This window comes from Maridesulfovibrio spiralis (SeqCode), assembly GCF_048571135.1.
GTDB classification, from domain to species: Bacteria; Desulfobacterota; Desulfovibrionia; order Desulfovibrionales; family Desulfovibrionaceae; genus Maridesulfovibrio; species Maridesulfovibrio spiralis.
Map to the genome: position 1 here is coordinate 2,201,718 of NZ_CP182344.1, position 25,759 is coordinate 2,227,476.

Here is a 25,759-nt window from a genome sequence, read left to right on the forward strand (position 1 = left end):
GCTGGCAGTATGAACGCATATGCGTTTTCAAACAGCTGCCAAAGCAAAAAGCTATCAAATACAATGTCTGTGTGGTCTGCAATGCCAATTGAATTTTGAAGCTTGTATAATGTCCTTCATCTGGTGTATGCTTAACTTTGCATAACTAATATAAATTTCCTGTAGCTCCGGAGCGTGCATGGGTATTTTTGAAAAAAGTACAAAGGCAGGGCATAAGCGTTTTGTCTGGTTAAGGGTTGCTGTACCAACAGTAGCCTCCCTGGTGCTTTTCATTATTGTGATTTTTGCTGTTCACATGCCTGCGGTGCGTGATGCTCTGCTGGCCCAGCGCAAGGACTCCTTAAAACATATGACTCAGGTTGCCGTGGGGGTGCTGGAGCATTTGCGCGATCAGGAGATAAAAGGCCTGATATCTTCTGAAGAAGCCCGGCGCAGAGGGGCTGAAATTATCGGGATGATGCGTTTTGGATCAGAAAATAAGGACTATTTCTGGATTAATGACTTTAAGGCCAGAATGGTTATGCATCCATATATGCCTGAGCTTGATGGCCGGGATATGTCCAAGTTTGCCGACTTCAAAGGCAAGCTGCTCATTGTGGAAATGGTAAATGCCACGGAAAAAGATGGAGCGGGGTTTGTGGATTACCATTGGCAGTGGCAGGACAAGCCGGGTCGGGTCGTGCCTAAAATTTCATACGTACAAAGATTTTACCCGTGGAAATGGATAATCGGTACGGGACTTTACATTGACGATATCGAGTCTGAAGCAGCGGCACGAAACCGAGACCTGATCATGATGACCGTGTTCATACTGGGTGTAATTTCATTGCTGTCTTTTTATACGATAGTCCAGAGCAGAAAAACCGGGCAGCAGGTGCAGGAAAGTGAGGCTCTCTTTAAAGGTATCTTCGATCACAGCCAGCAGTTTATGGGGGTGCTCAGTCCGGAAGGTATACTGCTTCTTGCCAATAAAGAGGCTCTTAATTTTGTCTCTTGCGGGGAAGGTGACCTTATCGGTCATTATCTTTGGGAGACCCCATGGTGGGATCATTCTCTTACTGCTCAGCGGCAATTGAAAGAAGTTATTCAAATTGCTTCATTCGGCGGAGTCGGGAAAGCTATTTTCGAGCATTGCAATGATAGCGGCGAAAGCATTTATGTGGATTTTTCCGCTAAGCCTGTAGTTGATGATGACGGGAAGGTCCTTTTCCTGATTGCAGAGGGTCATAATGTTACCGAGCTGAAAAACGCTCAGGAGCAGATCGCCCGCAGTGAGGCTTTGTTTCGGGGGATTTTCAGTCAGTCATTGCAGTTCATGGGGGTCCTTGATCTGGACGGAACTTTGCGTGAGGTCAACAAGGCCGCACTGGACGTTAGAAATGTTGCGGCTGAGGATGTCATCGGCAAACCTTTTTGGGAAGGACCGTGGTGGCAGCATCCGCCATCTCTTGCCGCAACTTTGAAGCAGGATATAGAGCGGGCGGTTAACGGCCATGTTGTTCGCAGGGAGGTCAGGAGTGAAATACCCGAGGAAGGAACACGATATGTTGACTTTTCTCTCAAGCCCGCTTTCGGGGCGGACGGTAAGATTCTCTTCCTGCTCGCTGAAGGCCGGGATGTTTCCGAGCTTCATTCTGCTCAGGACCAGCTCAGCGAACTCAACCGTGATCTTGAACAGAAGGTGGAGGAACGTACCGCTGAACTCAGCCGTTCTGTTGAGAGTCTGGAAAATGCCCAGAACCAGCTTATCCAGTCTGAAAAAATGGCTGCACTTGGTGACCTTGTGGCCGGGGTCGCCCATGAGATTAATACCCCGGTGGGAATCAGTGTGACAAGCATCAGTTTTATGGAAGAGAAGTTGGCGGAGATTTCTGCTAAAATGAATGCCGGTGAATTGCGCAAGTCGGATTTGGATAAGTTCATGAATATTGCCCATGAGGCAACCAAGTCCAGTATGCTTAACCTGCACCGGGCCGCCGAACTTATCGGTAACTTTAAACAAGTGGCCGCTGATCAGGCTTCAGGCCAGAAGCGGATTATCAACTTTCGTGAATATCTTGATGAAATTCTGCTTAGCCTGCGGTCTAAGTATAAGAGGACGCAGCACAAGATTAACATCAGCTGTGCTGAAGACCTTATGCTCAACACCTACCCAGGTGCGTTCATGCAGATTTTCTCAAATCTCATTATTAATACCCTGATCCACGGGTTTGAGGGTATTGAAGTTGGTAATATCGATATTGGTGTTGAGGTGGCGGAAGATGAGATTGTTATCCGTTACACCGATGATGGCAAGGGAATGAGTGAAGACAATGTGAACCGTATTTTCGAACCTTTTTTTACAACCAAGCGCGGTGAGGGCGGAACCGGATTGGGAATGAGCATTGTCTATAATCTTGTCCATTCGCGTCTGGGCGGTGTAATCAATTGTTCCAGCGTGGAAGGGCAGGGGACCGCCTTTACTATTTCGTTGCCTAAGGATATGATTGTTGAAGAATGATTCTATTGATTTATAGCCTCTTGACTGGGCTGTTTTAAATCATATCTTTGAAAATACCGCGTCGTTTATGATGCGGTATTTTTCTATCATGTAAAAAACAAACAGGAGCTTTTAATATGACCAGTCAGATCAAGACTTTTTTCCTGCTCGCTGCACTTACGGGTATCATCCTTTTTCTCGGGGGAATGATGGGAGGACGGACCGGGCTTGTCATTGCCTTTGGACTTGCCATGTTCATGAACGTGGGCAGTTACTGGTATTCTGATAAAATTGTTCTTTCCATGTACAAAGCGCGCCAGCTTTCCGCCAATGATGCTCCGCAGGTACATGCTATGGTTAAAGAGCTTGCCGCCAATGCCGGAATTCCTACCCCGCGCCTTTATGTGGTCGATCAGGATGCCCCCAATGCCTTCGCTACCGGGCGTAACCCCGAAAATGCAGTCGTTGCTGTAACCAGCGGGATCATGCGTATCCTGACCCCGGAAGAACTGCGCGGCGTAATTGCACATGAAATCGGACATATCGCAAACCGCGATATCCTTATCCAGTCCGTTGCTGCTGTGCTGGCGGGGGCGATTATGATGATTGCCAACATGATGCAGTGGGCCGCAATTTTCGGTTTCGGCGGTGATGATGAGGAAGGCGGAACCAACCCGCTGGCTGCGATTATGATCGCGATTCTTGCACCTGTTGCCGCATCCCTGATCCAGATGGCAATCTCCCGTTCACGTGAATATCTTGCGGATTCCACCGGAGCACAGATTTCCAATGATCCCAAGGCCCTTGCTTCCGCTCTCTACAAGCTGGACGCAACTGCCAGAAACATCCCCATGGATGCGAATCCTGCAACTGAAAACATGTTCATCGTCAATCCCTTCAGCGGTGGTAAGATGGCTAACTGGTTCAGCACCCACCCCTCTACCGAAGACCGCATCAACAGATTGATGTCTATGTAATGGATGCCTCCGGCGGGTCTACCGACGGTCCCTGCCGGGGGCTCTCCCCAAACATAAAAGCGCAAAGCGCATCAAAAATGGCTTTCCTATGGTTCGTATTTTTAGATTAATTCTTTTCGTATTGCTGTCAGTTGCGATTTCCCAGCCTGTTTTTGCGTCCCGGGATGAATCTTTGCGCGTGACACCTGTGGTGCGGGCGGTTCAGAAGACATCTCCTGCAGTTGTGAACATCAGTGTTACCCGCATTGTTGAGCGCGGCGTATCTCCTTTCGGGCAGATGTTCGGGGACGAGGCTTTTGATATGTTTTTCGAAGGGCTCCAGACCCGCAAGCGTAAGTTCCGTTCGCAGTCTACAGGGTCCGGGGTTATCATTAACGGACGCCGTGGTCTGGTGTTGACCAATGCCCACGTGCTGGCAGGCGGCAGCGATATCAAAGTCAGGACCATTAACGGTAAAGAGTATTCAGCCGAGATTGTCGGTTCCGATGCTGACTTTGACCTTGCCGTGCTTAAGATTAAAGGCGCGGGCAAACTGCCGCAGGTAGCAATGGGCGATTCTTCGGATATTTATATCGGTGAGACGGTCATCGCCATTGGTAACCCCTTCGGCTACACCCATACGGTGACAACAGGAGTTGTTTCCGCGCTGAAGCGTACGGTTAAGTCCAAGGAAGGCGCATATACGGATTTCATCCAGACTGACGCAGCCATTAACCCCGGTAATAGCGGTGGGCCGCTGCTTAATATCATGGGTGACCTGATCGGGATTAACACCGCTATTCAGGCCCGAGCAGAGGGGATTGGTTTTGCCATTCCCATCAACCGGGCCAAGCGCGTGGTTAAGGAATTGCTGGCCTCCGGTAAGGTTTCCCCGGTCTGGCTGGGAGTTAACGGTCAGGACCTTGATCAGGGCTCGGCCAGTTATTTTGGCCTTTCCCGCGTGTACGGCATGCTGATCACCGATGTTTATAAAAATACCCCGGCGGCTTATGCCGGATTGCGCCCCGGAGACGTTGTTTTGAAGCTCAACGGTGTCGAGGTCGAGGATAAAGCCGGGTATCTTGCTCTGCTTAGAGTCCAGACCAGAAGCGAGGATATTGAGCTTGAAGTTTTGCATGACGGTAAGGTCGGACGTGTCGTTGTCCGTCCGCAGTCTCTTGAATTGAACGAAATACGTTCACAGGCATGGACCCGCTGGGGCATGGCGGTGAGTAAGGATTCGCGTGGAAGCGGCATGCTGGTCAGCAAGGTGCGTCCGAACAGTGCTTCGGCAAGGCTTGGGCTTAAACCCGGAGATAAGATTCATCAGATCGGCAACCACCGGGTGAATTCGCAAAAAGATTTCCTCGATTCATTTCTGCGCAATCGCATGAACAATAAGGTTCTGCTTAAGGTGCAGCGTGGCCGAAATTACTATCATGTGAAGTTGAATATCTGACATTAAAAAAACGGGGCGAATTGATTCGCCCCGTTTTTTATTTGTATTCTTCGATTGGTGAATATATCGGTCCGTCCGGCGTGAGAACGCTTTTGTAGAGTATGAAGCTGTTTATTTCAGCTTCCGGCAGTTTAATGTTGTTGATCTTTTCTGCCAGTGCGTTCCAATCGTCCTCGACTGCTTTTTTGACCCTGCCGAGTGTAATATGAGCGTGGCAGGATTTCTTGTTCGGATCAAAGCCCAGTCCGGTCATGGCGGATTCTACGGCATCTTCGTTGGCGCAGTATTCTTTTGTGCCGCCGTCAATGCCGAGCCAGATGATATGCGGTTTTTCAATGGCCGGGAAAAAGCCGGAACCGGCGGTGCTTATTTTAAAGTTTACAACCGGAACTTTTTTGAGTAATCCCTGCACCTCGGCGAGTTTGTCTTCCTCGATACTGCCTAAGAATTTTAGAGTAAGATGCATGTTATCAGGTTTTACCCATGCGATTCTCGATTTCATACCTTCACGCAGGCTGCCGAATGCTTCGCCTATCCCTTCCTTCCATTCCCCGGGCACGGGGTGTGCAATAAATGTGCGTATCTTTTTCATATTATCCCAACCTGTTAAGGTGTTTATGAACTGGGTGTGGAAAAAGTGAAGAAGAATTTCAACATTCCGAACACGATATCATCGTTATTACTATTGGCGTTGGAGTTGGTTACGTAGGTCAGGTCCGGTACAATTGAAAAGTTTTCGGCAATTTTGACCTGATAGTATGTTTCGTAATGGTACTCCATGTCCGAGTTGTCCGAATGCTTGTTGCCTTGTGCTCCACCGGCTGCGACACCCCAGACATCTTTATCCCTCCCGGGGATGGGGCCTTGCCAGTGCGTGCCTGCCGACCATGTCCAGCTGATGTTGTTGACCGCGTTGTTTCCTTTGCCCAGCCTTGCGAATATGCCGAAATTCTCGGTAATATCCTGATCCATGTTAAAGGCAACACCCCAGTTGATTGAGTCTTCACTGTTATCTATACGCGGCTGGTCGTATGAGTTGGTCCAGCCGAATATGCGGTAATTACCTTTCAGGTTACCAAAACTGGGTGAATAAGTCAGCTGTCCCCCGATGAGCGGGCTGTCTGCGATGGCTTCGAAGTCTCCTTTTCGTTCGTTTTCGGGGCGTCCGGCATAAGTTGTTGCCTGCGCAAGTACGGTGAATTTAAATTCATCCACCGGACTGATGCCGCTGGCGATTATGGGGAGGTTGGTATCGATGGAGTCGAAGATCGGCTCGTTGTTGAACATGGAGTTCACGAACTGGATACGTCCGTTCCCGGCAAAACGGTTTTCGTCCATAAATGATTCGGGGTCAGTCCAGCCAATGGAAATAAACATCCGTTTATCTGCGAAATGCTGTGTATAGAGTACATCTGATATGGATGCTTCCCCTCCGGGGCTGGTCCTTGAAGCTTGCGAGTTTAATGGTGAAATTACCATTCCCCGGCTTGATGGGTTGCTGTGCTTGTCTGAAACGCCGCCCTGAACCTGAAACAGGAATTTCCCGTCCTCGATAGGTTCCCAGTGTAAGCGGACACGGGCCTTGAAAGCCCCATATTCATTTTCATCAAAGTTTTGTCCGCCAATCCTGCTACTGCCGTACGCCTGAAGATATCCGAGAACGTCACCTTCGATAGTTAACGGTCCGGTTGCATTTTGCACTTCAGCCCAGGATTCACGGAACTCCTGCAGCAGTACAGATTTCCGGTTTCCCTCCTGCCCGTGCAGGTTAAGGGTGGAACGCAGGGAGTCGCGGCAGAATCCGTCAGTTGCGCAGCAAAGAACAACAAGGAAAATCAGGGTCAGCATTTTTTTCATTCTAATCAGCCTCTTTCAGAAACCGGTGGAGTTTTTCAAGTACGGTTTGCAGGCTTTGGTCTTTTACGCTTTTACGGTCTCCGTCGAAGAGAAACCCCTCCGCATAGGTTTTGCCGTTGATGTGCCAACCCATCCAGACGGTCCCCACTGGTTTGTCCGCAGTGCCTCCGGTGGGTCCGGCTATGCCGGAAAGGGATATTCCTACATCGACATTCAGAGTCTTACAGACGCCCTCAGCCATGGCCCGGACGGTTGCTTCGCTGACTGCTCCGTATTCAATGAGGGCCGCTTCCGGCACGTGCAGCAGGGACATTTTCACTTCATTGGAATAAGCGACCACGGCTCCTGAAAACCATGCGGAACTCCCGGAGAAGTCGGTCAGTGTGGCAGCAACAAGGCCTCCGGTGCAGGATTCCGCAGTGGACATGGTCCAGCCCTTATCAACAAGAATTTTTCCGATAGACGGTACAATGCTTTTAATCATGCGGGCATGGTAGCCCGAATCCGTGCGCATTTAAAGAGGCTGGAGCAACATATTGTTTACCGGAGGGTGAAATGTTAGGCTTTGCCTATGGCCGTAATGAATATTGCAACCCTCGTCTGGAAAAGACACCAGAGTCACTGGAACTGGATACTTATGTTTGGTTCCCTGTGTGTTCTATTGATGGCTTTGTGGATGAAGTCTTTATTTTTAACGCTGGCTTTTATCGCCGGGGTAGCTGTTTCCCTGAAAGAACTTCCCGAACCTGTCCCTCCATTCGCATTGATAGAAAAGGCATTGGATCATGAACGCAGTTGGTTGGATGCCGATTGGGGGTGGAAAAAAAGTTTACAGGCTTTCGGCCTTTTCGCCAGCGTGGTATATGTTTTAGCGTGTTGCTGGAGTGAGAGCCTTATGCCTTTGCTGCTTCTGGTTGGAATTTATGCGAATATCGCTTGTGTTTATGGAAATAAACGCATGGGGATTGATGATTTGTAGGCGATTTATGCATTTTGTTGCAAAATTACCCTTTATAAGTGTGCGCAGATTCGCTACTAGCATGGCAGCGGCTTGAGATGAGCCTTATTATATATGATGATATCAGGAGAATGAAATGCTCGATTTGAAATTTGTACAGAACAATCTGGATGTAGTTCGCGAAAGCCTCGAGAAAAGAGGTTCCAAACTTGATGTTAACGAATTCAGCGATCTGGATTCCCGCCGCAAGGCTCTGCTGCAGGAAGTGGAATCCCTCAAGGCCGAGCGTAACTCCACCTCCGGCGAGATTGCAAAGATAAAGAGGGAAGGCGGCGACGCTTCCGAAATCATCGCTCGTATGGGTAAGGTTTCCGGTGAGATCAAGGCGCTTGATGAAGACCTCAAAGATATTGAAGCCGCAGAACGAGACTGGCTCTCCGCCGTCCCCAATATGCCGGACGAATCCGTACCTTTCGGTAAAACCGAAGACGACAACCCGGTTATCCGTCACTGGGGCGAAAAACCCGCATTTGATTTCACCCCCCGCGAGCACTGGGATCTGGCTGTTGAGCTGGGCGGTGTTGATTTCGAACGTGCTGCCAAGCTTACCGGTGCGCGTTTTGCGGTACTTAAAAAATGGGGCGCACGCCTTGAACGTGCTCTGACTCAGTTCATGGTTGATGTCCAGACTATGGATCACGGTTACACCGAAGTCATTCCCCCGTATATAGTCAATCGCGATTCTCTGTTCGGCACAGGTCAGCTGCCCAAGTTCGCCGAAGATCTTTTCAAGCTGGAAAACTGGGAATACTACATGATTCCCACTGCTGAAGTTCCGCTGACCAACCTGCACCGAGATGAAGTGCTTAGCGAAGATGAGCTTTCCATCGCTTACTGCGCACCGACTCCCTGCTTCCGTTCCGAAGCAGGTTCCTACGGTAAAGACACCAAAGGTCTGATCCGCCAGCATCAGTTCCACAAAGTGGAGATGGTTCGTTTTGCGCACCCCGAGAAGTCTTTTGATGATCTTGAGAAAATGACCGGTCACGCCGAGGAGATTCTCAAGCGACTCGGCCTGCACTACCGTGTTATCACCCTGTGCACCGGCGACATGGGCTTCGGCTCCGCCAAGACTTACGACATTGAAGTGTGGCTGCCCGGACAGGATAAATATCGCGAGATTTCTTCCTGTTCCAACTGCGGGGATTTTCAGGCCCGTCGCGCCAACATCAAATTCCAGCCCAAGGACAGCAAGAAGAAGCAGTTCGTACATACACTGAACGGCTCCGGACTTGCTGTGGGACGTACTTTTGTTGCAGTTGTTGAAAACTACCAGCAGAAAGACGGGTCCATCGTGATCCCCGAAGCCCTGCGTCCGTACATGGGCGGTCTGGAAGTTATCACTGCAGAATAGTATTTCGAATATACGAAATTAAAAAGGGCAGCCCGCATGCGGGCTGCCCTTTCTTTTTTTCAGCATAAGTAAAAAAGTTCAAGTCCTGATTAATTTCATTGCATATCAGGTTTTTACAGATCCAGTCCCTGTTTTTTGTAATCATTTAGCTTGTTGCGCAGGGTACGCACAGATATTCCCAGCAGTTCGGCAGCCTTGGTGCGGTTCCCGGAGGTCTGGTCGAGGCTTTTGATGATCAGTTTCTTTTCCATTTCGGATATAGGCATGACCGCGAACTCAGCGGCAACTCCTTCCGCGTTAGCGGGTTGTTCGCTATCGGGGGATTGCCCTTCGGTGTGGGGTTCGTCGGGCATCCAAGCGTCAGGATCATTGAGGAAATGCTTGGACTCAATGGGACCAGCTCCGGCCAGGAGCACTGCCCTTTCCATAAGGTTCTGCAGCTCGCGTACGTTACCCGGCCATTCATAGGAAAGTAGCCATTTGGTGGCTTCCTCGGAGAATGCCAGTGGCGCGAGTCCGTATTCCGTGCAGTATTTATTAACGAAAAATTTTGCCAGCAGCAGAATATCTTCCCCGCGCTGGGAGAGTGCCGGGAGTTTAAGCGGAATGACGTTCAAGCGGTAAAAAAGGTCCTGCCTGAATTTTCCTTCTTTAACGGTCTCTTCAATGGCCCGGTTGGTGGTTGCCAGTACGCGCACATCAACTTTTACGGTTTCCACACCGCCGACGCGGTCGATTTCACCTTCCTGCAATACCCTGAGCAGCTTGGCCTGCAGGCCGAGTTCCATTTCAGTGATTTCATCAAGGAGGATGGTCCCGCCAGACGCCAGTTCAAATTTACCGAGCTTGCGGTTGATAGCCCCGGTAAATGCGCCTTTTTCATGTCCGAAGAGTTCTGATTCCAGCAGATGCTCCGGCAGGGCGGCGCAGTTGATGGCTACGAAAGGCTTATCACTGCGGTCGGAATGGTGATGCAGGAAGCGGGCAAACATTTCTTTACCTGTTCCGGACTCACCGGAAATAAGTACTGTGGCCTTTGATTTTGCAACCTGTTTGGCAAGCCCGAGAACGCGGGCCATGGCCGGATGCTGGCCGATGATCTGATAGCGGCCCTGTGTACCTTTTGCATCGGATGATGCTGGCTTCTCTGCTGTCCCGAGATGTTCCGGGGCGGGCATGGAAGAAGGTTTCTCATCAGGAAGCATAAGCTTGATCTTTTCCCACGAAAGAGGCTCCAGCCAGTAGTCCCTTGCTCCCAGTTCCATGAATTTCTGTGCTTCATCAGCAGAACCGTTGCGGGAAAAGATTACAACAGGCGGAAAATTTTCGATATTTACAGCTTCGGCCAGAAGCGCCTGAGCAGAATAGCCCTGCATCACCGGCCGTGTAAAAATAAGGCACGGTTTTGATTTTTTTATGAAGTTGACGGCCCCGGCAAGGTTGTCGGCCAGTCCGGCTTGAAACCCCGCTTCTTTAAGAGGGGAAAATACGGATGTCACGGACTGGGGTTCGGCTATGAATAGTAATGTACTCTCAGGCATGTAGATTCCATATATCTAAGTGAAGAGCTTTTCAACTCCATATATATTATTGAAGCCGATTAATTAAGGAAAAATAACTGAATTGTGGCGACAAACAGCGTTTGCAAACCTAAGATAATGAATTTGGACCCTTATTTCCTATGGATAAGGAGTAGTTAAGTCTGTTATTACACGTTTTGGAGCTTTCTTTCATATTGATTAGAAAGGAAAATTTATGATCAAAACGCAAGAAAGTTAAAAATAATTTCGATTTACGAAATAAACAAAATTGTGTGCAGTTGTCTTTTTCAGAAAAAACTGGGTACTTTTTAACAAAAATGGTTTTTGGCGGGATACATTATTCGCGAAACGCTAAAAAAAGAAGTGTTCATCCAAAATGAGCGAGGGCTTGCCGAATTTTGTTCCATTTGATACCCGTTTCCTTCGAGCTTAGAACTTTTTTTTACGGGATTTATACAAAAGTGATAAAATTTAACAATGTTAATAAGTACTACGGTGACTATCACGCCCTGAGGGATATTAACCTTCACATTAAGAAAGGCGAAGTGGTTGTAGTCTGTGGGCCGTCCGGGTCTGGTAAAAGTACCATGATCCGCTGTATTAACCGTCTTGAACCCATTCAGGAAGGTGAAATACTTGTAGAAGATATGGACGTTAACGGAACAAGGGTCAATCTGCCGCTGCTGCGCGCAGAGATCGGTTTTGTGTTTCAGTCCTTCAACCTCTACCCCCATATGACGGTTTTGGAAAATATCATCCTTGCCCCGACTATGGTTCGGAATATGAAACGCAAAGATGCCGAAGATCTGGCGATGGAACTTCTTTCCAAAGTCAATATCCCGGATAAAGCCGGTGACTATCCTTCCCAGCTTTCCGGTGGGCAGCAGCAGCGCGTCGCAATCGCCCGCGGTCTGGCTATGCGTCCGAATATCATGCTTTTTGATGAACCTACATCCGCTCTTGATCCGGAAATGATCAACGAGGTTCTGGATGTTATGAAAGCTCTTGCCCGCGAAGGCATGACCATGGTTTGCGTTACCCATGAAATGGGTTTTGCCCGCGAGGTCGCGGACCGGGTTATCTTCATGGATGAGGGAACTCTCATCGAAGAAAATACTCCCGATGAGTTTTTCAACAATCCGCAGCATGAAAGGTCCAAGCTCTTCTTGAGCAAGATCCTTTCGCATTAGGAATTCATCGGTCTGGTTTACTACTCAGACCGGTCAGAATAGTGAGGTTAGGAAGGCCTGTATTTTCAGGCCCGGTATAAAGAAGCTCGCGGTTTCCGGTGTCGGTAATCGCTCTTTTGAATACTCTTTGTCTATTTCCACGCAGGAGGAAAGAAATGAAAAGGTTTATGACTCTGGCTCTCGCAGCCGCTCTGGTTATGGCTTTCGCTGCAACAGCTTTTGCTGGTGCCACCTACGACAGAATCATGAAAGACAAGGTTGTCCGTGTCGGTATCATGACTGATTCCATTCCCGGCGCATTCTACAATGCCAAGAAAGAATGGGTAGGCTTTGACGTTGATATCGCTAATGAAGTTGCAAAACGCATGGGCGTGAAAATCGACAAGGTTCCTGTTAACAACAAGACCCGTATCGGTTTCCTCCAGCAGGGCCGCATCGACCTTTCCGTTTCCAACATGACCCACAAACGTTCACGTGATAAATCCATCGACTTTTCCATCACTTACTTCTTTGACGGTCAGAAGATGCTTGCTCCCAAAGGCAAGTTCTCCACCCTCAAAGACTTCGTAGGTAAGAAAATCGCTGTTATGCAGGGTACCACTTCCGAGCTTAACGTTAAAAAACTGCTCAAAGAAATGGGCGACGCTGCTCCCAAAGTTATTTCCTACCAGAAAGAGTCCGAGTGTTTTCAGGCTCTGCAGATGGGTCGCGTAGACGCATGGTCCACCGACTCCACCATCCTGCTCGGCTACGCTGCACAGGTTCCCGGTAAGTACGAACTGGTTGGTGACTTCTTCTCCAACGAGCCTTACGGCATCGGTCTGGTTGAAGATGATTCCAAGCTCCGTGACGCAGTAAACTTTGCACTGCAGGATATGTGGAAAGACGGCACCTACGAAAAGATCTACAACAAGTGGTACGGTCCTGACACCAAGTACTACTTCCCCCTGACCGAAAAAATCGAAATGTGGCCCTAGGCTCCATTTCATTATGCTAGACAGGCGGGGCCATGCGGCCCCGCCGTTTTTTAAATTGATGACAAAGAGAAAGTTTCAGAAATGATTAGCCGCTATTTGGAAAAAACTTGGGTTCAGTATCTCTGCCTTGCCACCATTACCGGGATACTGGTCTACTATTTTGGCTGGGTCTTTGACTTCGGCTATAAATTTGACTGGTCCGTTCTTTATAAAGAGGATGCCTCTTACGGTGAAGTTCTGGGCGATATGCTCGTTACCGGTCTGGGTTTGACGATCAGTATTTCCCTGATGAGTTCCGCCATTGCGCTGGTTCTCGGTATCCTCTTCGGTCTGGGCAGACTTTCCCAGTTCAAGCCGGTTTACTATTTCTGTACCTGCTACGTTGAATTTTTCAGGAACACACCGTTGCTGGTCCAGCTTTTCTTCTGGTATTTTGCCCTGCCAATGGGCTTGCCGGAGGGAGTCCGCAACTTTATTTTCGACCAGAATTTCGAAATGCTCTCCGCTACTGTTGGGCTTGGTATCTATACCAGTTCCTTTATGGCGGAAGTTATCCGTGCCGGTATCCAGTCTATTCCCAAGGGACTTCTTGAAGCGTCCTATTCTTCAGGGTTGACGCCGTTCCAGACTCTGATCAAGATTATTCTTCCGCTGGCTTTCCGTGCAATCATTCCCCCGCTGGGAAGTGAGTTCCTGAACAATATGAAGAACTCCTCTCTGGCTATGGTCGTTGGTGTTCCTGAACTCTGTTGGGCTTCTCAGCAGATTGAGGGCATGACCTTTAAAGGTTTTGAGGCTACTACCGCCGCAACTGTTATTTATCTTTCCCTTTCTCTGACTATTGCCGGAATCCTGACTCTGGTTAACTGGAAGCTGCAGATTGTTCCGGTCAAAAACAGAAATTTCGGACATAAATTTGCGCACTTGCTTTTCATGCCTTTTGAGGCTCCTTTTTCTTTCATGGCGAAAATGCATCGCCGCATGAAGCGCAAGCGTCAGGATGATTTCAGCCTTTCCAAGGCGCAGGCTGCACGGAAAGCTCTTCTGGCTAAGCTCTCAAAAATTATGGGATTGGTCTGGAAGGGGGCTTTTCTGGCTTGTCTCGCTTCTTTGCTTATTTCCGCTGTCTACGGTGTATCACAATTCAATTTTCAAATTATTTGGGAAAATCTTGGAACCATGCTCTGGTGGCGTTTTCCCGATGGCGGTCCCAATGAAATTCTATGGGGGCTTGGCGGTCTGTCCTTCTCCATTCTCATGTCAGTGATCGCTATTTCGGTAAGTTTCTTTATCGGTTTGGTTGTGGGGATCGGGCGTACTTCCAAAAATAAACTTTTTTTGATTCCGTCTACTCTTTATATTGAACTGATCCGTGGTAACCCGCTGATTATGGTCATTTTCTGGATTTACTTCTTTATCCCCATTTTGACCGGGCAGTTCCTGAACGTTTTCTGGTCCGCTACTATCGCCCTGACTGTGTTTACCGGAGCTTATCTGGCTGAGATCGTGCGTTCCGGTATTCAGAACCTGCCTCCGGGCCAGTTTGAAGCAGCAGTTTCCACCGGGCTGACTTATTGGCAGGCAATGCGTAAGGTTATCCTACCGCAGGCCCTGAAACAGATGCTTCCTGCTATCGTCGGACAGTTCATCGCTATCTTTAAAGATACCTCTCTAGCCTTTGTTATCGGGGTTCTTGAGCTTACTTTTGTTGCCCAGGGACTTAATAACAGACTGATGATCTATCCCTTCGAAATTTATACCACCGTGGCATTTTTGTACTTTATTTGTTGCTACCTGATGAGTCTCGTGGCAAGACGACTCGAACGGAAGCTGTCCACTGAGACCTTCCGTCTGCAGATGTAATGATTTCCCTCCCTTTGTTTTGCAGGGGGAGGGTTGTTGACATAGAAGCATTTCGGAGTTGTCTCATGCTCGGTAAGAGTGTTCCTGTTTTTTGCTATCACGCCGTCTGTGAAGAAGACGGTCATTCCCCCGCAGTCTTTGCATCCCATCTTGATATGATGCTGGAGATGGGCTTTAAGACCATCTCCGCAGAACATCTTTTTGAAATCTGCATGGGCCGAAAACCTATTGATGATAAATATGTGGTGCTCACTTTTGATGATTGCCACATCAGTAACTGGATCAATGTTGTCCCCATGCTCGAAGAGCGGGGTATGACCGGGGTCTTCTTTGCGGTTACTGATTTCATCGGGCAGGGTAGAATCAGGAGCAGGGCCGATGTGGCCGAAATGCTTCCCATGCGCAAATCCTTCATCCAAGCCCTGTCTGAAAATGACAATTCCCAGTTCATGAATGAAGCGGAGCTTAAGTCTTTGGTTCATGATAAGGGCATGGAGGTTTACGCTCACACCTGCCGCCATCAAGGTTGTTTCCGGGATATGCGTCAGGCATGCTATTTTACGGATCAGGCTCATTGGTCGGTCTGGGGCGTTTACCGCAAGCATGATCCTTCCCTTCCTGTTTTTTCCTACGGCAGCGCCTTTGCCTACAACGGTTTCTGGCCCCAGTTCCGTAAGGGCAAGGTATTTTTTAAACGCCGTACCGATGATGAACGACGCAAATTCATCCGCGAAGATTTCAGGCGTTGTTCTGATAAAATCAAAAAGATAAATGGTTCCCGCCGGCAGTTTTTCTGTTGGCCGTGGGGTGATTTCGATTCCATCGGTATGCAGGAAGCTGCCGCAGCAGGCTTTGACGGCACTTTCACGCTGGAGCGTTCCGCTAACATGCTTGGAACCGATCCCATGCGTATTAACCGTATCGGGGTGGGCAGCAGCAAGGATGCAGATTGGATTAAAAAGCGTCTGCTCATGTATTCCAATGAAGCTTCGGCCATGGTTTGCTTCAAGTTTTTCAGCAAGCGCAATGATGTCGGTAAGGTTCTCTATATCACTGACACGGATAAGCTTTCCGGCGGCAGCAGGCAGCTGATCAACAGCGCGCGGGCGATGCTCCAGTCCGGTGTAGGTGTTGTTGCGGTGCTCATGCCGGGGTCCAAGCTCATTCCCGAGTTGGAAGATATGGGTGTGGAAGTAATCCTGCTCGATGATTTTAAGAACATGCTTGCCGCTGCAACTTTTCTTTCACATGTAATCGAAGAACAGCAGGTGGATGTTGTCCACACCTACCATAACCGTTCGGTTAAGATCGGGTGTATCGCCAAAGGACTTTCCATGCTCGGCGGACGCAAGTTCAAACTGTTTTTCAATCGGGGCGTGATCTACAAGCCCAATCCACTGGCTCCGCTTTTTTCGCTCATCGGTAATGGCTATATCTGTAACTCCGCCAAGAGCCGCGAAGTGTTGCTTAAGCACGGGGTCCTGCCCAAGCGGGCGCAGGTGGTCTACAATTCTTTTGTGGGCGGTGGCCGTAAGCCTAAGCGTTCAGCCGATACCTCCATTATTTATGTCGGCAATGAAGGCCATGCCAAGGGGCCGGATGTTTTCATTAAGTCCGTCGACCGTCTGCTGGCGCTGGATAAGTGCGAGGGAGTGCGTTTTATTGCCGTGGGGCTGAAGGATCTTTCCGAGTACCGCAGTATAGCATCTCCGGCAACGCTGGAGCGTATCGAGTGTCCCGGCTATATTCCGCATGAAGAAGTGGTCAAGCTGCTGGCAACCTCTCATATCTACGTCATGAGTTCCCGTCAGGAATCCATGCCTAACACTTTGCTGGAAGCGTTCGAGTGCGGGCTGGCTGCTATCTGTACCAAGGCAGGAGGAACTGCCGAACTCATCCGGGACGGTGTTAACGGTCTGCTTTGCGACGTGGAGGATAGTGAAGCTATTGCCAAGTCCATGAAGCGTCTGATCGAAGATGCTGAATTGCGTAGTGAAATGGGTCGCCTTAACCGCAGGATTGTGCGTTCTTTCATGTCTACTACTGCCAAGGCCAAAGCACTTCTTGGTGTATATTCTTCTCATTCAGGGGATGAACCGCTGACGGCTCTGCCGGATATTGACGGGTTGATTAAGAAGTAGTCTCGCGCATTGCTTGAGTGTTTTTTCTCCCGTACGATTTATATTGCCCTGTTAATGACCGTGTTTTCCCGGTTGTAGAGCCAACCCCTTTTGGTTAACGTGGGTGGGAAATTCTCCACCCGTTAAGCAGAAGGAAACATAAATGGGCAAAATTTACAGCGATTCTTACTGGGCTGAAATGTATGAACCGGTTCGGCGCAAACTTTTGATGGGTTCTGTCGGCGCGAAGCATCTTTTTGATGCCGGGGCGCATGCTCTTGAGTCCGATCCTCAGCTGGGTGTTGAATTGCTGCTCGCGTCTTATGCCTCCAATCCATTGGATGGCGGTATGGCTGTCCAGTGTGCCCAGATTGAAGGATTGCTCCCGTTATTTCCTGCTTCTGTCTCTTCGTGCATCAAAGGAATTGTTGCAGCAACCCGGAAGCCGGAGAATCTTTCCTATTTCATGCGTATTGCCGCAAAGCGTGATTCCGTCAAAGTCAAAGCCTACATCCTTTCCTCTCTGGAAAAAGATCCGGGTAACCTGTTCTGGGTTCAGCAGGGACTGGTTCACGCCGGGGCTTTTGCGGATTTCGAGTTCGGTTTGGAGTTGCTGGCCGGGGAATTCTCCGCAGAAGTACTCCCCGCGATCAATTATTCCAAAGCATTCTTTCATTTCATGAACGGCAATGCGGCTGAAGCTTTCCCTTTGCTTATGGCTGCATCTGATGTTTTCGGGCTGAACAATCTGGCCCATCTGGCCGGGTCAATTGCCCTTAAGCTTGGGGAGCGCGAGACAGCAGTTTCGACTTTTGCCGGGGCCGTGGATGCTCAGCCTTGGCGGGTCTCCGAGGTCATGCGTTTGTATGATCTGGCCCGTGGTCTTGATGCGAAAGCTGCGCCGTTGCCCGGTACTCTGGCTGTTCTGCTTTATTCCTTTAACAAAGCTGATGAGCTGGACGGAACGCTCACTTCCCTGCATGCATCCGAATTGTACGGATCTAAAATTTTCATGCTCGACAACGGCTCTTCCGATGGAACAGCTGAAATCATTACCAAATGGCAACGCGAGTTCGGTGAACAGATGGTGCGTATTGACCTGCCTGTGAATGTCGGGGCTGCCGCTGCCCGCAACTGGCTTATGAAGGAGCCGCAGGTCCGTGAATGTGATTTTGCGGTCTATCTGGATGATGACGTGGAAGTGCAGCCGGATTGGATTTCCCGTTTTGGCGCAGCAGTTGAAGCATATCCCGAAGCCGGTGTCTGGGGCTGCAAGGTGCTCGATTACGCCGCCCCCTCAGTGATGCAGTCAGTAGACTTGCATCTTATTCAGCCCGTCGGTGACGAAGGAGAAGGGCCGGAGGTGGATTTATCGAGAATTACGCCTAATCCGTTTCGGTGTTCAAACCTGCATCTCTCGCTTTTGGATAGTGGCTATTTCAATTACATGCGTCCCTGCGCTTCTGTTACCGGGTGCTGCCATCTGTTCAGGACACAGAAGCTGCTTGACAACGGAGGCTTTTCCCTGTTCCTTTCTCCCTCGCAGTATGATGATTTGGAACATGACTTGCGCAGCTGCCTGAAGGGTGAATTTCCGGTTTACCAAGGACATTTAAATATCCTGCATCGCAAGCGTTCAGGTTTTGCCAGTCATACAAGTACCGCGCAAGAGGGAAATGCGCAGGGCAACCGCTATAAAATGCAGGCGATGCATCCACGTAGCGAAATATTGCAGATAATGGCTGATGAAGAAAGGCTTCTTCAGTCCGACCTTGAGAATAAGATGCAGTATCTGGTGCGGAAGGGGATTCTGGCCGGATAGTCAAATACAGGGAGAGTGCCATGTCCGACCACGATCAAACTCAGGAATTTCTAAACAACCTGCCCGAACTCAAGCCCGGCAAGACTTTCGGTTTTGCCTGTCATCCCGAAGTGCGTTGCTTCAATGCCTGTTGCGGTGACCTCAACCTGATGCTCACCCCGTATGACGTACTCCGTCTGCGTAAGGGCCTTGGGCACGACAGCAAAAAATTTATTCACAACCATGCCGAAATCACTCGCACACCGGGAACCGGGTTCCCCATGTGTAAGCTGCGGATGCTTGATAACGCCAAGCGCAGCTGTCCTTTTGTGCGTGCCGAAGGTTGTTCCATTTACGAAAACCGTCCCGGAGCATGCCGCACCTACCCCCTTGGCCGTGCTTCACGTATGGGTGAGAACGGTGAGACCGTCGAGCAGTTTTTCATCGTGCAGGAACCGCATTGTCGCGGATTCGAGGAAGATAAGGCATGGACCAGTGATGAATGGCTGAAAGATCAGGGTCTTGAACCGTACAACGAAGTCAATGACCGTTACATGCGCATCATGACCCGCGCCCGTCAGGCCGGAGTAGTCCTTGATGAACGTAAATTGAATATGGTTTTTCTGGCACTCTATCAGGTGGATAATTTCGTCAATTTTATCAAAGATATGAATGTTTTCTCCCGTCTCGATATCTCCGAAGAACGCCAGCAGGCTATTCTTGAAGACGAAGAAGAATGTCTCAGCTTTGCCCTTGACTGGGTTGAGCTGATCGTGCTCGGCTCTTCCGAGAATCTCGCGCCTAAGAAGTAGTGTGCCTCCGGCGGCCCTCCGGGGGCCAAAGAACCTTTTTTGAAAAAAAGGTTCTCTGGACTCTCCCAAAAACTTTTATTAGGGCTTCGCCGCTGGGTTTATAGATGAGTAATGGATAGGTCCGCATTCTCTTTTGGGGATTTTGCGGGCCTTTTTTACAATCCCCAGAATTCCACCGCTTTCCCTGAGAATGATAGATAGTTGATCACGTAATGCGCGATGATGGTCGGGTAGACTGAGCCTGTGCAGTACATGCAGAGCATCAAGCCCGTTCCGGTTACTGCTGTTGCCATGATGGCAATGGGGCCTTGCGACCAGTGAATCAGCCCGAAGATGATTGCGGAGAATAAGAATATTTTGCGCGGGGAGCAGTTACGGGCTTTAAGGGTTGTGAAAGCAAGACCGCGAAAGATGATTTCTTCGGAGACGGCCACAAGGGCAAGGCCGAAAGTCATATCGAGTGTGTAGAGCTGGGAGTCCGGTCCGATAGGGATGGAACCGATTCGCATGGCGGGCAGCAGCCTGGACCAGAGAGCAAAGCCCGGTTCATCAAGAAACAGCCCGAGGATTGTGATTCCCGTAGTCCACAGGACAAGTTTTTTCAAAGGCAGTGAAACAAATCCGAGATCAGCACTGCTTAAAATTTCTTTATTCAATAAATAAAACAGGAGTGCCAGCGGGATAATTTTCGCGCTGTAGTCGATTGCCAGCCATAGCAGCTCCTGCTTAATAAAAATGTTGTTGAAATCATTCAAATAGAAAGGCATGGCGGCAAGGAAGAAAATTATTGTTTTGTTGTTAAACATGTTGAAAACTCCTTGCCAAGCGACGTTTCCTGCTTATTAAGTTTATGATGTTTTCAGATACCTGATGGCGAAGCCCTCGTAAAAGTTTTTGGGATTCTTAAACCCTTTTTTCAAAAAGGATTTAAGCCGCCGGAGGCAAATTCGTTTCATGAAAAGCGCGAAGCGCATCAAATAGATTTCGGAGAAATAAATTGTCAGAACAATTAAATATAGAGTTGAACAGCCCGAAGATACTCTCTGCTGCTGAATTTGAAAAGCTCCGGGCTGATTTTCCTGCGGACAGGAAAATTGTTTTCACCAACGGCTGTTTTGACATTTTGCATGCAGGTCATGTTGATCTGCTTTCCCGCGCACGTGAGCAGGGAGACCTGCTGGTGCTGGGGTTGAACAGCGACAAGTCTGTACGTTCCATCAAGGGCGAGAAGCGGCCTGTTACCGGGCAGCAGCAGCGTGCTTTTGTGCTCGCCGGGCTGGCTTGTATCGATTACGTAATCTTTTTTGATGAAGACACCCCGTTCAATCTGATCAGCAAGGTGCAGCCGGATGTGCTGGTTAAGGGCGGTGACTGGAGTGTTGATAATATTGTAGGCCGTGACGTTGTTGAAGAGCGGGGCGGTGTTGTGCTTTCTTTACCGCTTCTTCCCGGTTATTCGACGACGGGTGTGATCAGGTATATTCGCGAGAATGATATTGAATAGGTTCTGCTGGTACATACTGGGCGGTGAGCATGGCTCCCTTTAGGTTTCAAATACTTAATTTTTATGCTAGATATTTTTATCTGATTTGAGGAATTGAATTTTGTTTAGGTGTTGACAAAGTGGCAAAAGTTGAGCTATTAAGCTCGACTCGCTTGGCGAAACGGGCCAATAGCTCAGTTGGCAGAGCCCCCGGCTCATAACCGGATGGTCCCAGGTTCGAATCCTGGTTGGCCCACCACTTATTTCATATGGATACATATCAAAATACAATCCAGTTTTTTTACGCTTTCTAGTCTAGGAAAGCAGTTGTGCTCCCGGGGGATAGCCCTTGCGGGAGCATATTATTTTATTGTATTTTGATGTGTTGAATTTGATTACGAGCGGAAATAATTGAACATCTTCCCTGTGCGGCAATGAGCAGCCGTGTTGAGGCATATGGTGGCCGTTATGAAGACAACAGAAGTTATCAACAGGATCGAGTCACTTGTTCCTTCGGGATATGCTGCCTCGTGGGATAATTGCGGTGTTCAGATCGCGGGACCGGAAAGGGATGTGCGGAAAATTGCAATTGCCCTTGATCCTTTGCCGCAGGTCGTTTCTTCAGCCCTTGAATGGGGGGCGGAATTTATTCTGACCCATCATCCACTGGCAATTGAGGCGAAATTGCCTGCCAAGCTGGACTGGTTTCATGAAGTAATGAAGCAGGTCTTTTGCGCGGATGTGACTCTTTTTGCTTCGCACACCTCTTTGGATGTGCAGTTCAAGGGTGCTGTCTCCTGGCTTGGGCGTGAGCTTGAGCTTGAGAATCTGCGGGTGCTGGATTCGGTTGCGGAAAACGAGGCCGGTGATATACTCGGATATGGTTGTATCGGTGAATATGCCAGCCCGGTTGTTTTCGCGGATTTTGTAGAGCGTGTTGCACAGCTTTCCGGATGCGGGGTTGTGGCCCTGTGCGGACCGGAACCTGAGAAGGTCGGCTGTGTCGCCATGTGTCCCGGTTCGGGATCTTCGCTCATGGATAAGGCTTTCGGCCTTGGGGCGGATGTATTCATTACCGGGGATGTGAAGTATCACCCTGCACAGGAGAGTGTGGGCGCGGTGCTTGATGTTGGGCATTTTTCTCTTGAAGAAGAGATGATGCGCCGCTTTTCCGTTCTTCTTGCAGAAGGGCTGGGAGGCGAAGTGGAAGTGAAATTTTTCAGCGGGCGCAATCCTTTTGCCTATCATGTGCAGGGGGAAGGTGTTCGCAGACCCTGATGGGTTGTCATGACAAAAGAGAATTAACAGTGACGTAGAGGCCTTACGATACTGTATTTAAGTTTCCGAACATCGATGTGGCGGAGGCCGTTTACAAAGGCCGTCCGCAAAAGGGGACCCCATAATGTATGAAAAACAGATAGAACAGCTTGTTGTTTTGCAGAAGGTTGATGATGAAATCATCCTTCTTGAAGCGGAAATCGATCAGGCACCCAAAGATGTGGCTGCCCTTGAATCCCGCAAGGAATCCCTTGAAAAACGCAAACAGCAGCTGACCGAAAAGCTTGATCTGCTTGCAGAGCAGAAGAAAAAGCTTGAAGGCGAAATCGAAGAAGATTCCGTTAAGGTGAAAAAGAGTAAAAGCAAGCTCATGCTTGTTGGTACCACCAAGGAATATCATGCTATGATGCGTGAGATGGACAGCCTTGAAAAGCTGAACAGACTGCGCGAAGAAGAAAAGATCACTGTTCTTGAAGAAAACGAACGCCACAATGAACTGATGGCTGACGTTGACGGCAAGATCAAGGAACTGGACGAAGAACTTGATGAAAAGCGCGCTGGCCTCAAAGAGAGACTTGATGCAGCTAACGGCCAACTGGACAAGCTCAACAAACGCCGTAACAAGGCCGGCGAAGTTGTGCCCAAGCCTATCCTTGGTCGTTACGAGTTCATCCGTTCCCGTCTTGAGCATCCGGTTATCGTTCCTGTTGAGGACGCCGTATGTGCCGGTTGCCACATCATGATTCCTCCGCAGGAATACAACGTGCTGCAGGAAGGCAAGCAGATTTTGAGCTGTCCTAACTGCCAGCGCCTCATCTACTGGATTGAGCACATTCCCGAGGCTGCAAAGCCCAAGGCTCTCCAGAAAGAAGACTAGTTTTTAATTATTCGAGGAGTTGGACGGATCATCGCCGCGGCTTTATGCCGGGGAGGAAAGTCCGGGCTCCGAAGGGCAGGGCGCTGGGTAACTCCCAGCGGAAGCGATTCCGGGAAAGTGCCACAGAAAACAGACCGCCCCGGTGATTTGTCACCGGAGTAAGGGTGAAACGGTGGTGTAAGAGACCACCGGCGGGTATGGTGACATATCCGGCCAGGTAAACCCCGCTCGGAGCAAGACCAAATAGGGAAGTGTTTGAGGCCGGCCCGGCCGAGCTTTCGGGTAGGTTGCTTGAGGTGTATGGTAACATGCATCCTAGAGGAATGATGATCATCCGTTTCGGCGGATACAGGACCCGGCTTATAGTCCGACTCCTCTTTTATTTAGATATTAAAAAGGGGCAGCCTTAGGGCTGTCCCTTTTTTTGTAAATTTTAGCTGGTTTGTTGTGCTCGGTGGCGAAGCCTTGGTAAAAGTTTTTGAAGAGTCCAGAGAAACTTTTTTCAAAAAGTTTCTCTGGTCCCGCTGAAAGCGCCGCCGGAGGCAGAATCTTTCCATCAAAGCGCGAAGCGCACCAAAAGGATTTTATCATGAGCAAATCCGGTGAAGTCTGGGCTATTTTGCTGGCAGCAGGCAGTGGAACCCGTCTGGCAGAAGCTGTCGGCGGGGTAAAAAAACAATTTCTTGAATGGAAGGGCTTTCCGCTTTTCTGGCATTCCGCACTTACTTTTTCCAATACTCCCGCTGTTTCCGGTATTATTTTTGTGTTTCCCCCTGATCAGGTTGAGGAAATGAAAGAGGTTGTTGCCGGGTTGGATGGTTCAGATTCTCTGGGCATGCGTTTCAAAGTAACGGCTGGGGGCAGGCGTCGTCAGGACTCGGTGTTTAACGGCTTGAATGAACTGCCCGCAGGGTGTACCCATGTGCTGGTTCATGATTCCGCACGTCCTTTTGCTTCGGTGAAGATGATCAGCGGGATCGTTGATAAGTTACGCTCCGGTGATGAAGCGGTTGTTCCGGCGATTGATGTTACCGATACGATCAAGGAAGTTGAAGGCGGGATTGTTGAAAAGACTTTGGTACGCTCTCGCCTGAAAGCGGTGCAGACACCGCAGGGTTTTTACCTTCCGGCACTTTACGCTGCGCATAAACAGGCGGAAGAAGAGGGTTGGGATGTAACCGATGATGCTTCTATGGTGGAAATGGCCGGAAAGGATGTTCATATTTGCGAGGGAGAAGAGGGTAATATCAAGATGACCAACCCCGAAGATTTGAAAAAGATCGAAGAAGACAAACGAACCGTCCCTTGCGTGGGCTGGGGTTACGATGTTCATAAATTCGGCGAAGGTCGGCCTATGGTTCTGGGCGGTGTTCCCATCCCCGGCGGGCCGGAAGTCATTGCCCATTCTGATGGTGATGTGCTGCTGCATGCATTGGCCGATGCCATTCTGGGCCTTTTCGGCGGCGGCGATATCGGTCACCATTTTCCGGACACTTCCGCAGCCTGCGAGAACATGTCCAGCGGGATTATCGTTAAAGAGGTAGTGACCAAGGCTGAAGAAGCCGGGGTGGAGATTGTCCACGTGGACCTTACCGTGATCAGCCAGATTCCCAAGCTTTCGCCGCACCGGGAGTTGATCCGCAAGAATGTTGCTTCTGTGTTGGGGCTGGATAAAGCCCAGGTCAATGTAAAAGCAACCACCGAGGAGAAACTCGGGTTCACCGGAGAGAAAAAAGGCATCAAGGCCGTGGCTGCGGTGACCGGGTTGAAACAGATTTAAGGACAGAGCAAAGGATCGGCCATGAGCGGAAAGACCTTTTTGAAATTATCTCTGGCGCTGGCACTGCTGGTCGGTGTTGCTGCCGGGGGATATTTCACACTGGAGAAATTTTCCGCAGATAAAGTCCATGAGGCCATGGCAAGGCATGATGATCTGCTACAGGTGGATTTTGAGCGGGCCTTGATCAATCCTTTTGACCGGTCTTTACATGTCTGGGGGCTTGATTGTCGTTTTGCGACCGGGGCTTTCTGCTCGGTCCGCAAGTTGGAAGTTGAGTCCATTGACCATGAGCACAGTCCTCCAGGTTTTTTCCGGGGGCGTGTTCAAGGGGTTTCTGTTCCTGTTGAATTTATAAATCTTGGAACGTTGGCCCGTGATTTTCGGAAAATGGGCTACGAAAAGCTGGATTTTGACCTCTTTGCCGACTACAGCTATGAAGACGAAATCAAGCGGCTGTCAGTAAGGTCTGTTGCTTTCGAGGGAGCGGATCTTTGCCGGGTCAGCGCAGGATTCAGTCTTGGAGATATGAGTTTCCGGGGACCGGGAATAGGCGGCTTTATCGGCACAAGCATGCTTGAGGGTAAGGCTGTCTGGGAAGATTTGTCCCTTGCCCGGAAGGTTGTGGGTCTTTCAGCCCGGAGCGAAGGGTTGGAAATTGCGGCTTACCGGGACAGTCTGCTTGAATCTTTGCAGCTTGAAATGCAGCAGGCCAGAAGCGTAGGCAATGGCTATGCTGAAAATTTCTATGCCGAGCTTATAAAATTTATTGAGCACCCTGAAAATTTGGTGGTCAGGGTTGAGCCGGCAGAACCTGTGCCCCTTCTTTATATGTTTATGGGACGCAGCTTAGAAGAATTGCTCGATCTCTACGGGATTACGGTCGAGGCAAATTTTTATTCACGAAAATAAGGAGT

General features: G+C 49.5%; 21 protein-coding genes, 1 tRNA gene and 1 other RNA gene. 18 read left to right on the forward strand and 5 right to left on the reverse strand.

Annotated elements, in window-relative coordinates:
* Window positions 1-178 precede the first annotated feature (178 nt).
* The 3 genes from ACNI29_RS09860 (at window position 179) to ACNI29_RS09870 (ending at window position 4,894) form a co-directional block, all read left to right on the forward strand.
* Window positions 179-2,500, forward strand: a complete 2,322-nt coding sequence (locus ACNI29_RS09860) for a cache domain-containing protein (protein ID WP_419782039.1) — start codon at window positions 179-181, stop codon at window positions 2,498-2,500.
* Window positions 2,501-2,616: 116 nt separating this feature from the next.
* The gene (gene htpX / locus ACNI29_RS09865) at window positions 2,617-3,456 is read left to right on the forward strand and encodes a zinc metalloprotease HtpX (protein ID WP_419782040.1); all 840 of its coding nucleotides are present in this window, start codon (window positions 2,617-2,619) and stop codon (window positions 3,454-3,456) included.
* 88 nt (window positions 3,457-3,544) lie between these two features.
* Window positions 3,545-4,894 carry a trypsin-like peptidase domain-containing protein gene (locus ACNI29_RS09870; protein ID WP_419782041.1) on the forward strand — a complete coding sequence of 450 codons (1,350 nt, stop codon included), beginning with the start codon at window positions 3,545-3,547 and terminating at the stop codon, window positions 4,892-4,894.
* A 37-nt stretch (window positions 4,895-4,931) separates the two neighbouring features.
* Here the strand turns inward: ACNI29_RS09870 and thpR are convergent, their stop codons facing one another.
* Genes thpR through ACNI29_RS09885 form a run of 3 tightly spaced genes read right to left on the reverse strand, consistent with a single transcriptional unit; the run spans window position 4,932 to window position 7,265 of the window.
* Window positions 4,932-5,486, reverse strand: coding sequence for an RNA 2',3'-cyclic phosphodiesterase (gene thpR / locus ACNI29_RS09875; protein ID WP_419782042.1), 555 nt, complete (start codon window positions 5,484-5,486; stop codon window positions 4,932-4,934).
* Window positions 5,487-5,509: 23 nt separating this feature from the next.
* Window positions 5,510-6,751: a carbohydrate porin gene (locus ACNI29_RS09880; RefSeq protein ID WP_419782043.1), complete on the reverse strand. Its 1,242-nt coding sequence runs from the start codon at window positions 6,749-6,751 to the stop codon at window positions 5,510-5,512.
* A gap of 1 nt (window position 6,752) precedes the next feature.
* The gene (locus tag ACNI29_RS09885; RefSeq protein ID WP_419782044.1) at window positions 6,753-7,265 is read right to left on the reverse strand and encodes a CinA family protein; all 513 of its coding nucleotides are present in this window, start codon (window positions 7,263-7,265) and stop codon (window positions 6,753-6,755) included.
* 57 nt (window positions 7,266-7,322) lie between these two features.
* On the opposite strand from ACNI29_RS09885, the gene ACNI29_RS09890 reads away from it, so the two are divergent.
* Window positions 7,323-7,730, forward strand: coding sequence for a hypothetical protein (locus tag ACNI29_RS09890; RefSeq protein ID WP_419782045.1), 408 nt, complete (start codon window positions 7,323-7,325; stop codon window positions 7,728-7,730).
* A gap of 115 nt (window positions 7,731-7,845) precedes the next feature.
* The gene (gene serS, locus ACNI29_RS09895; RefSeq protein WP_419782046.1) at window positions 7,846-9,123 is read left to right on the forward strand and encodes a serine--tRNA ligase; all 1,278 of its coding nucleotides are present in this window, start codon (window positions 7,846-7,848) and stop codon (window positions 9,121-9,123) included.
* Window positions 9,124-9,236: 113 nt separating this feature from the next.
* Here serS and ACNI29_RS09900 read toward each other — a convergent pair whose 3' ends face one another.
* The gene (locus ACNI29_RS09900; RefSeq protein ID WP_419782047.1) at window positions 9,237-10,664 is read right to left on the reverse strand and encodes a sigma-54 dependent transcriptional regulator; all 1,428 of its coding nucleotides are present in this window, start codon (window positions 10,662-10,664) and stop codon (window positions 9,237-9,239) included.
* 461 nt (window positions 10,665-11,125) lie between these two features.
* Here ACNI29_RS09900 and ACNI29_RS09905 point away from each other — a divergent pair, with 461 nt between their 5' ends.
* From ACNI29_RS09905 to ACNI29_RS09930, 6 genes are all read left to right on the forward strand, one after another.
* A complete protein-coding gene (locus tag ACNI29_RS09905) occupies window positions 11,126-11,854 on the forward strand; it encodes an amino acid ABC transporter ATP-binding protein (protein ID WP_419782048.1) in 729 nt (242 codons plus the stop codon).
* A gap of 155 nt (window positions 11,855-12,009) precedes the next feature.
* The gene (locus ACNI29_RS09910) at window positions 12,010-12,831 is read left to right on the forward strand and encodes a transporter substrate-binding domain-containing protein (protein ID WP_419782049.1); all 822 of its coding nucleotides are present in this window, start codon (window positions 12,010-12,012) and stop codon (window positions 12,829-12,831) included.
* An 81-nt stretch (window positions 12,832-12,912) separates the two neighbouring features.
* The gene (locus ACNI29_RS09915; protein WP_419782050.1) at window positions 12,913-14,694 is read left to right on the forward strand and encodes an amino acid ABC transporter permease; all 1,782 of its coding nucleotides are present in this window, start codon (window positions 12,913-12,915) and stop codon (window positions 14,692-14,694) included.
* Window positions 14,695-14,759: 65 nt separating this feature from the next.
* On the forward strand, window positions 14,760-16,835 hold the full coding sequence (locus ACNI29_RS09920) for a glycosyltransferase (protein WP_419782051.1): 2,076 nt from the start codon (window positions 14,760-14,762) through the stop codon (window positions 16,833-16,835).
* Window positions 16,836-16,977: 142 nt separating this feature from the next.
* Window positions 16,978-18,636: a glycosyltransferase family 2 protein gene (locus ACNI29_RS09925; protein WP_419782052.1), complete on the forward strand. Its 1,659-nt coding sequence runs from the start codon at window positions 16,978-16,980 to the stop codon at window positions 18,634-18,636.
* A 20-nt stretch (window positions 18,637-18,656) separates the two neighbouring features.
* The gene (locus ACNI29_RS09930; RefSeq protein ID WP_419782053.1) at window positions 18,657-19,427 is read left to right on the forward strand and encodes a YkgJ family cysteine cluster protein; all 771 of its coding nucleotides are present in this window, start codon (window positions 18,657-18,659) and stop codon (window positions 19,425-19,427) included.
* A gap of 155 nt (window positions 19,428-19,582) precedes the next feature.
* Here the strand turns inward: ACNI29_RS09930 and ACNI29_RS09935 are convergent, their stop codons facing one another.
* Window positions 19,583-20,233, reverse strand: coding sequence for a CPBP family intramembrane glutamic endopeptidase (locus tag ACNI29_RS09935; protein ID WP_419782054.1), 651 nt, complete (start codon window positions 20,231-20,233; stop codon window positions 19,583-19,585).
* 191 nt (window positions 20,234-20,424) lie between these two features.
* Here ACNI29_RS09935 and rfaE2 point away from each other — a divergent pair, with 191 nt between their 5' ends.
* The 7 genes from rfaE2 (at window position 20,425) to ACNI29_RS09970 (ending at window position 25,754) form a co-directional block, all read left to right on the forward strand.
* A complete protein-coding gene (gene rfaE2 / locus ACNI29_RS09940; protein ID WP_419782055.1) occupies window positions 20,425-20,931 on the forward strand; it encodes a D-glycero-beta-D-manno-heptose 1-phosphate adenylyltransferase in 507 nt (168 codons plus the stop codon).
* A 162-nt stretch (window positions 20,932-21,093) separates the two neighbouring features.
* Window positions 21,094-21,169, forward strand: a tRNA-Ile gene (locus ACNI29_RS09945).
* Between the two features lie 209 nt (window positions 21,170-21,378).
* Window positions 21,379-22,188, forward strand: a complete 810-nt coding sequence (locus ACNI29_RS09950) for a Nif3-like dinuclear metal center hexameric protein (RefSeq protein WP_419782056.1) — start codon at window positions 21,379-21,381, stop codon at window positions 22,186-22,188.
* A gap of 124 nt (window positions 22,189-22,312) precedes the next feature.
* Complete coding sequence (locus ACNI29_RS09955; protein ID WP_419782057.1) at window positions 22,313-23,065, forward strand: zinc ribbon domain-containing protein; 753 nt, start codon at window positions 22,313-22,315, stop codon at window positions 23,063-23,065.
* A gap of 15 nt (window positions 23,066-23,080) precedes the next feature.
* Window positions 23,081-23,444, forward strand: an RNA gene (gene rnpB, locus ACNI29_RS09960) — RNase P RNA component class A.
* Between the two features lie 210 nt (window positions 23,445-23,654).
* Window positions 23,655-24,845: a 2-C-methyl-D-erythritol 4-phosphate cytidylyltransferase gene (gene ispD, locus ACNI29_RS09965; protein WP_419782058.1), complete on the forward strand. Its 1,191-nt coding sequence runs from the start codon at window positions 23,655-23,657 to the stop codon at window positions 24,843-24,845.
* A gap of 21 nt (window positions 24,846-24,866) precedes the next feature.
* Window positions 24,867-25,754 (forward strand): aq_1923 C-terminal domain, encoded by an 888-nt coding sequence (locus tag ACNI29_RS09970; protein WP_419782059.1) that lies wholly within the window; start codon window positions 24,867-24,869, stop codon window positions 25,752-25,754.
* Window positions 25,755-25,759: the final 5 nt, after the last annotated feature.